Raw genomic sequence first — 14225 nt, 5'->3', positions numbered from 1 at the left:
GCGACGGCATGCGCCTCATTCCATCTGGTCGATCAGCGCCTGGATCGGCGCGAAGGCGAACGCCACCGAGCTGTCCGCCACCCCGTAGGGGATGAACAGGCTGTCGCCGTGGCGGATCGCGCCGCAGGTATAGACGACGTTGGGCACATAGCCCTCGCGGTCCTGGTCGGCGGCCGCGAGCAGCGGCGCGCGCGAGCGGGCGAGCACCTTCGAGGGATCGTCCTTGTCGAGCAGCGCCGCGCCGATCGAATATTTGCGCATCGCGCCGACGCCGTGGGTGAGCACCAGCCAGCCCTGATCGGTCTCGATCGGCGGGCCGCAATTGCCCATCTGTACCAGCTCCCAGGGGAAGCGCGGCTTGATGATCAGATCGCCGCCTTCCCAATGGGTGATGTCGTCCGAGCTATGCAGGAAGATGTTCTCGCCGTCCTGGCGCCCCAGCATCATGTATTTGCCGCCCACCTTGCGCGGGAACAGCGCCATACCCTTGTTGCGCGCGGCGCTGCCGGTCATCGGCACCAGGTCCAGCCCGCGCCAGTCGCGGGTGCGCAGCAGTTCGGACTGGATCACCGAGCCGTTATAGGCGGTGTAGGTGCCGATCCATTCGGGCGTGCCGTCGTCATGGGTGAAGTGGCAGATTCGCAGATCCTCCAGCCCGTTCGACTGGGCGCGGGTGATCGGGAAGATCACCGTGCCCGACAGGGTCGAATCGCGGTGGCGGTAGATGCGGACCGGGCCTTCCATCGCCCGCTCGTCGGGCTCGCGCGCATCGGCCGCGGTGGCGAAAGGCGGCTCGGGGGCCAGCACCAGCTCGTTGCCGTCGGTGATGATGCCCTCGCGGAAGGCGACCGAGGAGATATGGCCTTCGCCCACCGCACGCAGCGACATCAGGATGCGCATGCTGCCCGGTGGCATGCCGCTCTGGTCGTAGTGCGGGACCGCGCTGGGGTTCATCAGCGCGGCGGCGGCATAGCTGTATTCGTGGCAGAAATAGGCGCCGAGCAGCTGGCGCTTCTCGTCGCCGATCGCCGCGCCGTCGAGCCCGAGCATCGCCTCGATCTCGTCATAGCGCGTCATGAACACGCGTCGCGTCTGCCAGTGGCGGGCCTCGAAGTCCTTGAGGACCAGTTCGAGTTCGGCGCGCGCCTGGCCCGGCGAAAGCGCCAGTACCTCGCTGACGATCCGTTCGGTCCGGCTGGGCGCGCCGCCATTGGTCGACGCCCAGGCGATGTGGAACGGGCGCACGACGACGCGCGACGGATCGGCGCGAAGCCGCAAGGGATGGTGAAACAGTTCCGGCATTGGCAACCCCCGGGGAACGCGCTCGTTACGGCGCCGTCCCCCGGTATCGCTTCAGGCGACGGCGAGTTCCGGTCCTGCCACGCTTTTATTGCGCTTTGAAAGAGCCGAGATCGCGCAATTCGCCAGTTGGAGTGCGAGAATCGACTCGGCACCTTGATTACGGTTAAGTCCGGTGGGCATCAGCCCGTCGAAGCAGCCGCCATCGGCCACGCTGGCGAGCGGCGTGTCGAGATCGTTGGCACCCAGATACCAGCGATAGGCCCGCATCGCCTCTTCCGCCCAGCGCCCTTCGCCGGTTGCCTCATGCGCGGCCAGGCAGGCATCGATCGTCGCCTGGGCTTCCAGCGGCTGCTGGTCGAAAGGCAGCGGCTCGGCATATTCGCGGCCGAAGCTCTCGGTGCCGACGGCGCGGAAACGGCCCTCGGGCGAGGTCTGGCGCTCGGCGATCCAGGCGAGCGTTTCCAGCCCGGTATCGAGGAAGTCCTGGCGGCCGAGTACCTTGCCGGCGCGCAGCAGCGCCTCGGGCAGGCGGGCATTGTCGTACGCCAGCACGATCTCGAACCAGCTCCATGCCGGGCGGCGGGTGCGCTCGAGCAGCGCGACCAGCTCATCGCCGAAGCGGGTGAGGATCTCGCGCGACAAGGCGTGGCCCGGATGCGCCTCCGCCATCGCCGCGGCGCCGAGCATGGCAAAGGCGTGCGCGCGGGGGCTGCCGAGGTCGAAGGCGATCGACGCGGTCTCGTCGAACAGCACCGACGCCCAGTCGCGGTGCTTCTGCGCGCGGGCGTCGCGGGCGGTGACGCCCAGCGCCCAGATCGCGCGGCCGTTCGAATCTTCCGAGCCTTCGTCCTCGCACCAGGTGCGGTCGAAGTTCATAAAGTTACGAAACTTGCGCTTGTCGGGATTCCAGGCGTGCTGGACGAAGCCGCCATAAATGGCGGTCCAGCGATCGCGCACGGTCTCGTCGACGTCGTCGATCTTGCTCATCAGGATCAGAGCGCGGGCATTGTCGTCGATGCAATAGCCGTGGCGGCGATCGGGCACCGAATAGATCGAGTGCTGGAGCATGCCGGTGGCGTCGCTCATCCGCTCGACCGCGGTCAGTACCGGCGAGAGCGTCGGCAGCTCGTTCGCCGCGGTGCGGATGCGGTGCGGCTTCTCGTCGAGAATCGCGTCGAACGCATCGATCGCGCGCTCGGCGAGACGGGTCCAGAGCATCGTGCGGCCGCGATCATAGGCGCGCCTGGCCAGCGCCAGTCGCGCCTCCTTGTCGCCCAGCAGCCGGTTGATCTCGCGCGAGAAGGCCGCGCTGTCGCCGAAATCGACGAGCACGCCGTGATCCTGGTCGAGGATCTCGGTCGCGTGGACGTACGGCGTGGAGACCACCGGCTTGCCCATGCTCACCGCATAGGAGAGCGTGCCCGAGGTGATCTGCGCCGGGTTCGGATAGGGGGTCGCATAGATGTCGGCCGCCTGAAGATAGTCGAGCAGGTCGCTCTGCTCGACGAAGCGATTGACGAAGGCGACATTGTCCTGGAGGCCGAGTGCGACGATCTGCGCCTTCAGCCGGTCGCGATAGGCCTCGCCCTCGTGCGCGACGAGATGCGGGTGTGTCGCGCCCAGGATCACGTACAGCGCATTAGGGTGGGCGGCGGCGACCGCCGGCATCGCCTCGATCATCGTCTCGATGCCCTTGCTCGGGGCGAGCAGGCCGAAGGTGAGGATGACGTCGCGGCCTTCCCAGCCATATTGCGGCTTGAACGCGGCGGTATCGGCAAAGGCGCGATCGGGCACGCCGTGCGGGATGACCTCGATCTTGCCGTCCTCGACGCCGTGGACGCGCTTGAGGATCTCGCGGCCCTTCTCGGCCATCACGATCAGCGTCGAGGCGCGGCGGATCAGCGCCTCCATCACCCGGCGCTCGTCGGCGCTCGGGCGCTCGAGCACGGTATGGAGCGTGACGATCACCGGCACCGAGACGCGATCGGTCAGCGCGAGCAGCAGCTCGCCCGCCGCGCCGCCGAAGATGCCATATTCGTGCTGGATCCACAGCGCCTCGGCGCCGCTCGCCTCGATCTTGCGGGCGGTTTCCAGATAGGCGCTGCGATCGTTCTGCGCGATCGAACCCGTCACCTGCGGCGGATAGGCGTAATGCCCGGGCAGGTCGTCCATCGCATAGACGTCGACCTGAATCCCCGGATAGCGCTCTGCCAGTGCCGTGAAGGTGTCGGTAGTAAAGGTGGCGATGCCGCACTTTCGCGGCAGGAAGTTGCCGATCAGGGCAAGATGCCGGATCCTGGGACCCATAGGAGACCGTGCCATGGCGGACCTTTCGCTACTGCATGATGGACTCGGCCCAAATTTGGGCCTTATGTCCTGCTAAACTCCCGTTTTTCGAATAAGTTGCAGTTCTGCTGCAACGCACAACCCTATACCTGATGAACCGTGCCGTAAACCTGCCGTTCAGCCGCGGCCACGGTATCCGGGAACCCCCTGATCGGGGATCCAGACGTCCTCGGGCGGCTTGCCCGACTGCCAGAACACGTCGATCGGAATACCACCGCGCGGGTACCAATAGCCACCGATTCGCAGCCAGAGCGGCTGCATCTCGCGGAACAGCCGCTCGCCGATGCCGACGGTGCAATCCTCGTGGAAGGCGCCGTGGTTGCGGAAGCTGCCGAGGAACAGCTTGAGCGATTTGGATTCAACGATCTTCTCGCCCGGCACATAGTCGATCACGAGGTGTGCGAAATCGGGCGCGCCGGTGATCGGGCACAGCGAGGTGAATTCGGGTGCCGCAAAGCGCACCAGATAGCGCGTGCCCGCGCGCGGATTGGGTACATAATCGAGTTCCGCTTCCTCCGGGGTGGCGGGCAGGGCGGATTGCTTACCGAGATGCTTGGCGTCCATGGCCGCCATGTAGGCGTTTGCCGTGCGGTTTCCATAGGGCTAGGACCTACCCGCATGGACGGATTGATCACCACCGAAGCGCTGGCCGGCATGCTCGGCGCCCCCGACCTGCTGGTCCTCGACGCGACCTATACCTCCACCATTCCCGGCGCGGCGAAGCAGGATCCGCGCGCGGAGTTCGAGGCGGGGCATATCCCCGGCGCGCGGCTGCTCGATCTCGACACGCTGGTCGATGCCGAGAACCCGCTGCCCTCGATGCTGCCCAGGCGCAGCGTGTTCGAGGACCGCATGGCGCAGCTGGGGGTGATGGGGACCACGCGCATCGTCCTCTATGACAACAGCCCGCACCATACCGCCTGTCGCGCCTGGTGGGTGCTGCGGATGTTCGGCGTGCATGCCGAGATCCTAGACGGGAATATGGGCCATTGGCGCGCCGAGGGGCGGCCGGTGGAAACCGGGCCGCACGCGACCGCGTCGTCCAGCTTCACCGCCGGCGCACCCGTCGCGCAGATTCGTACGCTGGACGACATGCGTATGACGACCGAGCAGATCGTCGATGCCCGTTCCGCCGCGCGCTTCACCGGTGCCGAGCCCGATGCGCGTCCCGAATGCGCCGCGGGCCATATCCCGGGATCGAAGAACATCCCTTCGGGCCGCTTCTTCCAGCCGGACGGGCATTGGCTGCGCCCGGATGCGCTCCGTGTGCTGTTCGACGAGGCGGGAGTCGATCTCACCAAGCCGCTGGTCGCCACCTGCGGATCGGGTATCACCGCCGCGATCATCGTCTTCGCTGCGCACCTGCTCGGGCATGAGATCGCGCTTTACGACGGCAGCTGGACCGAATGGGGCGCGCAGCCCGACACCGCGAAGGCGCTCGGCGCATGAGCGGCGAGGACAAGCAGAACGATCGGGACGCGACCAAGGTCGTTCATGCCGGCCGCCGGCCCGAATGGACGCAGGGCATCGTCAACCCGCCGGTGTGGCGCGCTTCCACGATCCTCTACGACGATATCGCCGAGATGCGCGAACGCGGCAGCGCCGACACGCACCACAAGCTCTATTATGGCCGCCGCGGCACGCCGACCCAGTGGTCGCTTGCGGACGCACTGACCGAGCTGGAGCCCGGCGCGCAGGCGACGCTTCTCTATCCCTCGGGCGTGTCGGCGATCACCACCGCGCTGCTGGCGGTGCTGTCGCCCGGCGACGAGGTGCTGCTGCCCGACAGCAGCTACGAGCCGACGCGGGCGTTCGGCAATGGCATGCTCAAGCGGCTGGGGATCACCGCCACCTATTACGACCCGCTGATCGGCGCGGGCACCGCCGCGCTGTGCAGCGCGCGGACCAAGGCGATCCTGATGGAGAGCCCCGGCAGCCTCAGCTTCGAAGTGCAGGACGTGCCGGCGATCGTCGCGGTCGCCAAGGCGCGCGGGATCGTGACATTGCTCGACAATACCTGGGCGGGGCCGCTCTACTTCCCGGCGATCGAGAAGGGCATCGACTATACGATCCTGTCCTGCTCCAAATATGTCGTCGGCCATTCGGACGTGATGCTGGGCTCGGTCACCGCCGCGCCGGGACACTATGAGAAGCTGCGCGCGACCACCTACCAGCTCGGCCTCTGCGCCAGCCCCGACGATGCCTATCTCGGATCGCGCGGGCTGCGGACGATGGACGTCCGGCTGCGCCAGTCGGGCGCGAGCGGGCTCAGGATCGCCGCGTGGCTGAAGACCCGGCCCGAAGTGGCGCGGGTGCTCCACCCGGCGCTGCCGGACTGCCCGGGGCACGACGTGTTCGTGCGCGATTTCCGTGGGAGCGCCGGTCTGTTCTCCTTCGTGCTGAACGGCGGCAACGATGGCGCGCGCACCGCGCTGATCGACGGGCTCCGCCATTTCGGCATCGGCTTCAGCTGGGGCGGCTATGAAAGCCTCGCCATCCCCGCCGATCCGCAGCGCATCCGCACCGCATCGCGCTGGGAAGCCGAGGGGCCGATGATCCGGCTCTATGTCGGGCTGGAGGATACCGACGACCTGATCGCCGATCTCGAGGCAGGGCTCGCCCGCTTCGCCGCCGCGCGCGGATGATCCGCGACCTGCTAGACCGGTTCGCCGGCATGGGGATGCGGTTCCCGTCGCCGGCCGAGCTGGGCGAGCTGGCGGTGGCGCTGGCCCTGTCTGCGCTGGCGCTGGCGCTCGGCATCCTGATCGGCCGGCGCATCGGTGCGCAGGTCGCCGCGCTGTGGCACCGCATCGCCGGCGAGCATATCAACGGCATCCAGCCGCGGCTGTGCCGGATCACCCGCTACTTTACCGTCGCGCTGCTGCTCTCGCCGGTGGCGAACGGCTATGGCTGGCATCCCCCGGCGACCTTGCTGCTCGGCATCGCGCTCGGACTGGCGATGGCACTGGCCGTGATCGAGGTGCTGCGCGGGCTGGGCCTGCCGCGGCTCGCCACCTGGCCGATGGGGGCGGTCGCCTTCACCTCGCTGCTCAGCAAGACGATGGGCGGGCTGGGGGTGATCGAGGCGCTGCTGGCCCGGATCGGCTTCGACATCGGCACACGGCGACTGTCGCTGTTGTCGCTGCTCACCTTCCTCGTCACCGTGACGATCATCTATGCGCTGGTGCGGATCGCCAACCGGCTGCTCGCGCAGTGGATCGGGCGGGCCAAGGGGCTCGACCCCACCCAGCAGCTGCTCGGGCAGAAGCTGGCGAGCATCGCCATCGTCACCGCCGCCTTCTTCGTCGGCATCGACCTGCTCGGCATCGACCTGACGACCTTCGCGGTGTTCTCGGGGGCGTTCGGCCTGGCGATCGGCTTCGGCATGCAGAAGACGGTCGGCAACCTGATCGCCGGGATCATCCTGCTGATGGACCGATCGATCAAGCCGGGCGACGTGATCGTGGTGGGGGACAGTTTCGGCTGGGTGAACAAGATCGGCGTGCGCGCGGTCTCGGTGATCACGCGGGACGGCAAGGAGCATCTGATTCCGAACGAGAATCTGATGACCCAGGAAGTCGAGAACTGGTCCTATACCGATCGCAACGTGCGCGTGCGGATCGCGGTGACGGTCGCCTATGGCTGCGATCTCGACCTTGCACAGGACCTGATGCTGCGCGCCGCGACCGAAAGCCCGCGCGTGCTCGACACGCCGCCGCCCAATGTCTGGCTGACCGCGCTGGGCGAAAATGGCGCGGCGCACGACATTCTGGTCTGGATCAGCGATCCCGAGAGCGGAGTCGGCAATGTGAAGAGCGACGTGCTCAACCGGCTGTGGAAGCTGTTCGGCGAGCATGGCATCACCGTGCCGGCACCGCGTCGCGACGTGCTGTTGCGCGGCGGCCCGGAACCGGACCGCCGCTGAGGCTTCAGCGCTTCGGGCAGGCCGCCGTCACGCTGTTGCAGATCACCGTGCTCTTGCCGAGCGACACCGCCCAGTTCAGCCCGCGCGGATCGGGCGCGCCTTCGTAATAGTCGGTGCTGATCAGCTGCGCGCCCGAGGCAATCGCGGTGTCGAGGCGGCGGCGGTCATGGGTGCGTGCCTCCAGCGTCTCGGCATCGGCGCGGGTGCGGACCATGAAGCCGGCCTTCACGCGGCGGGTGATCGTCGCGGTGTCGGCGGTGGGGCTCTGGGTGTTGAAGAAGGCGGCTTCGGGCGCGTCCTCGGGGTACCAGCCGAACATCATCCGGCCCTTCAGGCTGGCATGGCCGGTGCGGTAGCGTTCCTCGTTCGCGTCCGAGGTATCGAGCACGAACAGGAACTTGCCGCGCGACGCGCCGATGGTAGGCCAGCGATGCGCGGTCACCGCGTCGCGCAGCGTGGGGAGGGTGCCGCGGACGTCGTCCGGCGCGATCACCCGCTCGCGGCCGATCGTCGCGGCGATGTCGGCATCGAGCGCATCGAGCGTGGCGGCGTCGAAGCCGATATCGGTGGTGCGTACGCCGGGGATCGGGCGCACGTCGCTGGCATTGACCAGGATCATCACCGGCAGATGGCCCGGATGGGCATCCGACCAGCGACGGAACAGCGCCATGCAGCCGCGGAAGGTGCGGCAATGCGTCTGCCAGTCGATACCGGGGATGTGGATCGTCTTGGCGCCGGGCGCGGCCATCTCGGCCTTTATCTCCTCGGTGCCGTTCGCATAGGGCGCGGCATAGGCGCCGCCCTGGGGATCGGGGGCGACGTCGATCTCGAGCTGGCGCAGGCCGAGCGCGAGCTGGCTCTCCAGCGGCGGGTGGCCATAGGCGAGGCCTTCCCAGCTGCTCGGCAGCAGCGTGCGGAGGCGCGCTTCCACCTCGGGCAGCGGATAGGGGCGGTAGCTGTTGTGCGAGCCGAGCATGCGGACCTGGTCGAGCCGCAGCGAATCGAGGCTCGTGTCGGCGTCCGGCGGCGTCGTCCCGCCCGGTGCCATCGCCATCAGCAGCGCCGCCGCGGCGACCATCATCCCTTTGCGCATCCCGTCATTTCCTTTTGCGAAGCGAACCCAAGGCGGTGCCATTGGCGGGCTTTCGTTCCGGATCGATGACAGTGGCGCGCACAAAAACGGCGGCGGTCCGCTGGGGACCGCCGCCGCCGGAGGGAGCTATCCGCTTAGTTGCCGGTCGGGCTGGCCGGTGCACTCGCCTGGGCCGACTGGCCGCTGGTCTGCGCCTGGGCTGCCGCCGCCTGGATGCGCTGGTTAAGTGCGGTATCCGAGGCCATCGCCTGGCTGATCTCGTTGAAGCGCTGCGGCTGCAGGCCCGACGCGGTGATCGCGGCGACGAACTTGGGGTTCTTTTCTGCCGCCGGGATGCTGGCGTCCGCGTTGATCTTGTTCACCGCGAGCGCCGCCTTGGCATACTGCTGGACCTCGGTGTCGGTAAAGGTCGACGCGCCGGCGGTTGCCGTCGCGGCGGTGCCTGCACCCGCGGTGCCCTGGTCGGGCGTGGCCGGCGTGGTCTGTGCCGGGGCGGCGTCGGCCGGGGTCGTCTGGCCGGGGGTCGTCTGGGCCGGGGCCGTGGTCTGGGCGAAGGCGGTCGACGCGATCAGCGTACCGGCGACCGCCAGGCTCGAAAACATCATCTTCATCCTCAACTCCTCGCAATCGTGAAACTCTTTTGCACCCCTGTAACGTAACAGTGGGGCTTGGGTTTTCCGCTGCACACCCGATTCACGATGGGCTGTGGCCATGGCGGGATGGCACGACCCATGCAGGGACGGTCGCGCGCGGAATCACACCGCTGGAAAAGCCGGGGATTTTCGCCTATATGCGGCGGATGCAGACAGTGTCGGCCGCTCCCATGCCCATCCCCGGGCACATCGATCCCGTGCCCGTGCCGCGTGCCCCCGCCGCGCGCGAGGACGGGCGTACCGACCTGATCGGTCTCTCCCGCGACGGTATCCGCGAGGCGCTGGCCGCCGCGGGTCTGGAGCCCAAGCAGGCCAAGCTGCGCGCCAAGCAGCTGTGGCACTGGATCTACAATCGCGGCGCCACCGACTTCTCGGCGATGACCGACATCGCCAAGGCCCAGCACCCGTGGCTGGCCGAACGCTTCGTGATCGGCCGCCCGGAGGTGGTCGAAGCGCAGGTCTCGAACGACGGCACCCGCAAGTGGCTGCTCCGCTCGCCCGACGGGCAGGATTACGAGATGGTGTTCATCCCCGATGCCGATCGGGGCACGCTGTGCGTCTCGAGCCAGGTGGGCTGCACGCTCAACTGCCGCTTCTGCCACACCGGCACGATGCGGCTGGTGCGCAACCTCACCGCCGGCGAGATTGTCGGCCAGGTGATGCTCGCGCGCGATTCGCTCGGCGAATGGCCGAGCCAGCCCGAGGGGCGCCTGCTCACCAACATCGTGATGATGGGCATGGGCGAGCCGCTGTACAATTTCGACGAAGTGAAGGCCGGCCTGCAGATCGTGATGGACGGCGACGGCCTCGCGCTGTCCAAGCGCCGCATCACCCTGTCGACCTCGGGCGTGGTGCCGATCATGGCGCGCGCCGGCGAGGAGATCGGCGTGAACCTGGCGGTGTCGCTCCACGCGGTCACCAAGGAGGTGCGCGACGAGATCGTGCCGCTCAACAAGAAATACGGCATCGAGGAGCTGCTCCAGGCCTGTGCCGATTATCCGGGCGCCAACAATGCCCGCCGCATCACGTTCGAATATGTGATGCTCAAGGACAAGAACGACAGCGACGCCGATGCGCACGAGCTCGTCCGCCTGCTGCGCAAGTACAAGCTGCCCGCCAAGGTGAACCTGATCCCGTTCAACCCCTGGCCCGGCGCGCCCTACGAATGCTCGACCCCCGAGCGGATCCGGTCCTTCTCGAACATCGTGTTCGAGGGCGGTATCTCGGCGCCGGTGCGCACCCCGCGCGGGCGTGACATCGATGCGGCGTGCGGCCAGCTCAAGACCGCGTCGGAGAAGAAGAGCCGGGCGCAGCTCGATCGCGAGGCCGAAGAGAAGTTCGCCGCACTCGGTTGAGCCCTGCCTACTTCTGCGCGTAGGATGCGGCCATGCCGCTGCTGCTGCTCGCCCTGGCGCTTGCCGCCCCCGCCGACCCTTGCGCCGACGCGAAGACGACGGTGGAGATGAACCTGTGCCTCGCGCGCGCCAGCAACGCCGCCGAGGTGGAGATGAACCGCTACCTGGTCGCCGCCCGCAAGCGCGCCGCGACCGATGGGGTGACCGTGGTCAAGGCGTTCGACGAGGCGCAGGGCCGCTGGATCGCCTGGCGCAAGGGCGAGTGCGACGCGGTCTATGCGCATTGGCAGGGCGGCACGATCCGGGGTGCCGCGCTGCTCACCTGCCGGATCGCGCTGACCGAGGCGCGCATCCACCAGCTGTGGAAGACCTGGCTGACCTACCCGGATTCGACTCCACCGATCCTGCCCGAGCCGGGGGTCAACGCGGACGGAACATCCTGAACAGCGCGTCCTCGCCGATCTCGAAATAATCGGCCGGGCCGCCGCCGCGCAGGATCGGGCGGGCGCGGGCGGTCTGGTAGACGCCGTCCTCCAGCATCGCGCGATCGATATGGATGCCGGTCGCCTCGCCCAGCACCAGCCAGGTGTCGACTTCCGCGCCTTCCTTGGTCTCCAGCCGGATCAGCTGGGTGAGCCGGCATTCGAACTGCGCCGGGCTGCCCGCGACGCGATCGGGGCGCACGGTGCGCGAAGGGAGGGTGTCGATGCCGGCAAGGGTGAACTCGTCCACCTCGGCGTCGACCATTGCCGCGCTGGCATTCATCACTTCCGCCAGCGGCCGCGTCGCGAGGTTCCAGACGAACTCCCTGGTCTCGGCGATATTGGCGACGCTGTCCTTCCACCCGGTCGAGGCGAAGCCGAGGATCGGCGGGCGATAGTTGAACAGGTTGAAGAAGCTGTAGGGCGCGAGGTTGCGCACGCCGCCGGTCGACATGGTGCTGACCCAGCCGATCGGGCGCGGGCCAACGATGGCGTTGAGCGGATCATGCGGAAGGCCGTGGCCCGAGGCGGGTTCGTAGAAGTGGAAGTCGGTCGGCAATGCACGCTCCGGATTTTTGTGGCGGCGGTGAAACCGATTCCGCCTGCCGTCCGAATCTCCTACACTCGCCCCGTACAGCGAAGGAAGTGCAGATGCCCGAAGGTCTACCGGACAGGCCCCGCCTGATCTACCGCCACCGGCTGATCACCCGGCTATGGCACTGGATCAACGCGATCGCGCTGCTGATCATGGTCGGCAGCGGGCTGATGATCTTCAACGCGCATCCCCGGCTCTATTGGGGGCAATATGGCGCGAATTTCGACCATGCCTGGCTGGAGCTGCCGCGCTTCCCCGGCTGGGTGACGATTCCGTCCTATTACAGCCTTGCCGGCGCGCGGCACTGGCACTTCTTTTTCGCGCTGGTGCTGGCTTTCGGGCTGCTGGTCTATCTGCTGTGGAGCCTGGCGAACGGCCATATCCTGCGCGACCTGCGGATCCGGGTGCGGGAGCTGGCGCCCGGCCATCTGTGGAAGGATTTCAAGGACCATCTCGCCTTGCGCTTCCACGATCCAAGGGATCCGCGCGCCTACAATATCTTCCAGAAGCTCGCTTATGTCGGCACGCTGTTCGTGCTGCTGCCGGCGGTGATCTTCTCGGGCCTCGCGCTCTCGCCGGGGATGGACGCAGCCTGGCCGTGGCTGACCGCGATGTTCGGCGGGCGGCAGTCGGCGCGCTCGGTGCACTTTATCGCGATGGGAGCGATCCTCGTCTTCCTGCTGGTCCACCTGACGCTGGTGCTGCTCGCCGGCCCGATCAACGAACTGCGCGCGATGATCACCGGCTGGTGGCGCGTGCCCGCGGAGAAGCAGCCATGATCCTTGCGCGCCGCAATCTGCTGATCGGCGGTGCCGCCGGGCTGCTCGCCGGCTGTGACCGCTTCACCGACAGCCCGGTGCTGGCGAGCGCCGAGGAAGCGCATCGCTTCCTCCAGCGCGCGATCGGCCGCGGAGCGCTCGCCACCGAGTTCCGGCCGGAGCAGCGCAGCCCGATCTTCCGCGTCAACGGCACCTACAATCCCAATACGCCCGAATATAATATCTGGGCGGGTACCGGCTTCGCCGACTGGCGGCTGAAGGTGGGCGGAATGGTCGCCCGGCCGATGCAACTGACGCTCGCCCAACTCCAGCACCTGCCGCAGCGCGCGCAGATCACCCGCCACGATTGCGTCGAGGGCTGGAGCGCGATCGGCAAGTGGCAGGGGCCGCAGCTTGCGACCATCCTCAACGCCGCCGGGCTGAGCGCGCAGGCGCGCTACATCGTCTTCCACTGCGCCGACCGCTACGGCGACGGCGGCTATTATGAATCGATCGACCTGATCGACGCCTTCCACCCCCAGACGATCCTCGCCTGGGCGCTCAACGACCGGCGCCTCGATGTCGGCCACGGCGCGCCGCTGCGGCTGCGGGTGGAGCGGCAGCTCGGCTACAAGCAGGCCAAATATCTGGTGGGGATCGAGGCGGTCGCCTCGCTCGCCGGGATCGGCAAGGGCAAGGGCGGCACCTGGGAAGATTCGAGCGGCTACCAATGGTATGCGGGAATATGAACGGTAGCGGGAAACCTACGCCGAGATAGGTTGTTTGGCGCACCCCGAAACGTAATACGCGTATTCCCGACACAATCTCTGCCTAGTGGAGCGCCATGGCCCTGATTGACCGCTTCTTCGACCGCGCCGTGAAGCGCGGCGAACTCACCTTGATCCGACCCGACGGCAGCACCCGCACCTTCGGCAGCCCCGATGCGGTCCTCAAGCCCGTCACGATCCGGCTGTCCAAGGGCGCCGAGGGGCGCATCGTCCGCGATCCCGCGCTGGGCGCGGCCGAAACCTATATGGACGGCAGCCTCACTATCGAGCAGGGCGACATTCTCGACCTGCTCGACCTGGTGACGTCCAACAACGCCTGGGAAAAGAGCAACGCCGCGCTCAATCCGAGCGCGCTCAGCCTCGCCGCGGGGAAGGTGGCGCACTGGCTCGGCCGCAAGAACATGGCGCGCAAGTCCAAGCAGAACGTCGCGCATCACTATGATCTGTCGGCGCGACTCTACGACCTCTTTCTCGACGCCGACCGGCAATATAGCTGCGCCTATTATACCGATCCGGCGAACAGCCTGGAGCAGGCTCAGGCCGACAAGAAGGCGCATATCGTCGCCAAGCTGGCGATCCAGCCCGGCATGCGCGTGCTCGACATCGGCTGCGGCTGGGGCGGCATGGCGCTCTACATCCACCAGAAGACCGGCGCCGAGGTGCTGGGCATCACCCTGTCCGAAGAGCAGCTGAAGATCGCCCGGGAGCGCGCCGAGGCGGCGGGCGTCGCCGACAAGGTGAAGTTCGAGCTGATCGACTATCGCGCGCTCACCGGCCAGTTCGATCGGATCGTCTCGGTCGGCATGTTCGAGCATGTCGGCACGCCGCAATACCGCACCTTCTTCACCAAGTGCCGCGAGCTGATGACGCCCGAGGGCGTGATGCTGCTCCACACGATCGGGCGTCATCAGCTCGCGGCACTTGGTGA

At 67.5% G+C, this 14225-nt stretch carries 14 protein-coding genes; 8 read left to right on the top strand and 6 right to left on the bottom strand.

Features of this window, described 5'->3' with window-relative positions:
* Positions 1–15 precede the first annotated feature (15 nt).
* From CA234_RS01370 to queF, 3 genes are all read right to left on the bottom strand, one after another.
* A complete protein-coding gene (locus tag CA234_RS01370; RefSeq protein ID WP_125976919.1) occupies positions 16–1302 on the bottom strand; it encodes a glycoside hydrolase family 130 protein in 1287 nt (428 codons plus the stop codon).
* A gap of 51 nt (positions 1303–1353) precedes the next feature.
* A complete protein-coding gene (locus CA234_RS01365; protein ID WP_126000693.1) occupies positions 1354–3624 on the bottom strand; it encodes a glycosyltransferase family 4 protein in 2271 nt (756 codons plus the stop codon).
* A 141-nt stretch (positions 3625–3765) separates the two neighbouring features.
* Positions 3766–4212 carry a preQ(1) synthase gene (gene queF / locus CA234_RS01360; protein ID WP_064310690.1) on the bottom strand — a complete coding sequence of 149 codons (447 nt, stop codon included), beginning with the start codon at positions 4210–4212 and terminating at the stop codon, positions 3766–3768.
* A 54-nt stretch (positions 4213–4266) separates the two neighbouring features.
* Between queF and CA234_RS01355 the strand changes: the two genes are divergently transcribed.
* From CA234_RS01355 to CA234_RS01345, 3 genes are read left to right on the top strand one after another with little or no spacing between them, the layout of a single operon-like run.
* Entirely contained in the window at positions 4267–5097 is an 831-nt protein-coding gene (locus tag CA234_RS01355; protein WP_125974946.1) for a sulfurtransferase, read from the top strand.
* Positions 5094–6293: a cystathionine beta-lyase gene (metC, locus tag CA234_RS01350; RefSeq protein ID WP_126000692.1), complete on the top strand. Its 1200-nt coding sequence runs from the start codon at positions 5094–5096 to the stop codon at positions 6291–6293. Before CA234_RS01355 ends, metC begins: the two co-directional genes overlap by 4 nt.
* Entirely contained in the window at positions 6290–7573 is a 1284-nt protein-coding gene (locus CA234_RS01345; protein WP_126000691.1) for a mechanosensitive ion channel domain-containing protein, read from the top strand. The genes metC and CA234_RS01345 overlap by 4 nt, the downstream gene beginning before the upstream one ends.
* 4 nt (positions 7574–7577) lie before the next feature.
* Here CA234_RS01345 and CA234_RS01340 read toward each other — a convergent pair whose 3' ends face one another.
* Together CA234_RS01340 and CA234_RS01335 are read right to left on the bottom strand one after the other, a co-directional pair.
* A complete protein-coding gene (locus CA234_RS01340) occupies positions 7578–8666 on the bottom strand; it encodes a Ca2+-dependent phosphoinositide-specific phospholipase C (protein ID WP_126000690.1) in 1089 nt (362 codons plus the stop codon).
* Between the two features lie 134 nt (positions 8667–8800).
* On the bottom strand, positions 8801–9277 hold the full coding sequence (locus CA234_RS01335) for a DUF4168 domain-containing protein (protein ID WP_126000689.1): 477 nt from the start codon (positions 9275–9277) through the stop codon (positions 8801–8803).
* A 212-nt stretch (positions 9278–9489) separates the two neighbouring features.
* Here CA234_RS01335 and rlmN point away from each other — a divergent pair, with 212 nt between their 5' ends.
* Positions 9490–10674: a 23S rRNA (adenine(2503)-C(2))-methyltransferase RlmN gene (gene rlmN, locus CA234_RS01330; RefSeq protein ID WP_241213141.1), complete on the top strand. Its 1185-nt coding sequence runs from the start codon at positions 9490–9492 to the stop codon at positions 10672–10674.
* Positions 10675–10706: 32 nt separating this feature from the next.
* Entirely contained in the window at positions 10707–11117 is a 411-nt protein-coding gene (locus CA234_RS01325; protein WP_126000688.1) for a lysozyme inhibitor LprI family protein, read from the top strand.
* Here CA234_RS01325 and CA234_RS01320 read toward each other — a convergent pair.
* The gene (locus CA234_RS01320) at positions 11095–11715 is read right to left on the bottom strand and encodes a flavin reductase family protein (protein ID WP_125974960.1); all 621 of its coding nucleotides are present in this window, start codon (positions 11713–11715) and stop codon (positions 11095–11097) included. The two genes, CA234_RS01325 and CA234_RS01320, sit on opposite strands and share 23 nt — an antisense overlap.
* Positions 11716–11807: 92 nt before the next feature.
* On the opposite strand from CA234_RS01320, the gene CA234_RS01315 reads away from it, so the two are divergent.
* The 3 genes from CA234_RS01315 to CA234_RS01305 form a co-directional block, all read left to right on the top strand.
* Positions 11808–12530 (top strand): cytochrome b/b6 domain-containing protein, encoded by a 723-nt coding sequence (locus CA234_RS01315; RefSeq protein WP_125974962.1) that lies wholly within the window; start codon positions 11808–11810, stop codon positions 12528–12530.
* Entirely contained in the window at positions 12527–13258 is a 732-nt protein-coding gene (locus CA234_RS01310) for a molybdopterin-dependent oxidoreductase (protein ID WP_125974964.1), read from the top strand. Before CA234_RS01315 ends, CA234_RS01310 begins: the two co-directional genes overlap by 4 nt.
* 95 nt (positions 13259–13353) lie before the next feature.
* On the top strand, positions 13354–14225 hold an 872-nt coding region (locus CA234_RS01305), incomplete at its 3' end, for a cyclopropane-fatty-acyl-phospholipid synthase family protein (protein ID WP_164521675.1).

Origin of the sequence: Sphingomonas sp. ABOLE, assembly GCF_003950455.1 — a bacterium.
Classification (GTDB): domain Bacteria; phylum Pseudomonadota; class Alphaproteobacteria; order Sphingomonadales; family Sphingomonadaceae; genus Sphingomonas; species Sphingomonas trueperi.
This window is presented reverse-complemented; position numbering and strand designations above follow the sequence as displayed.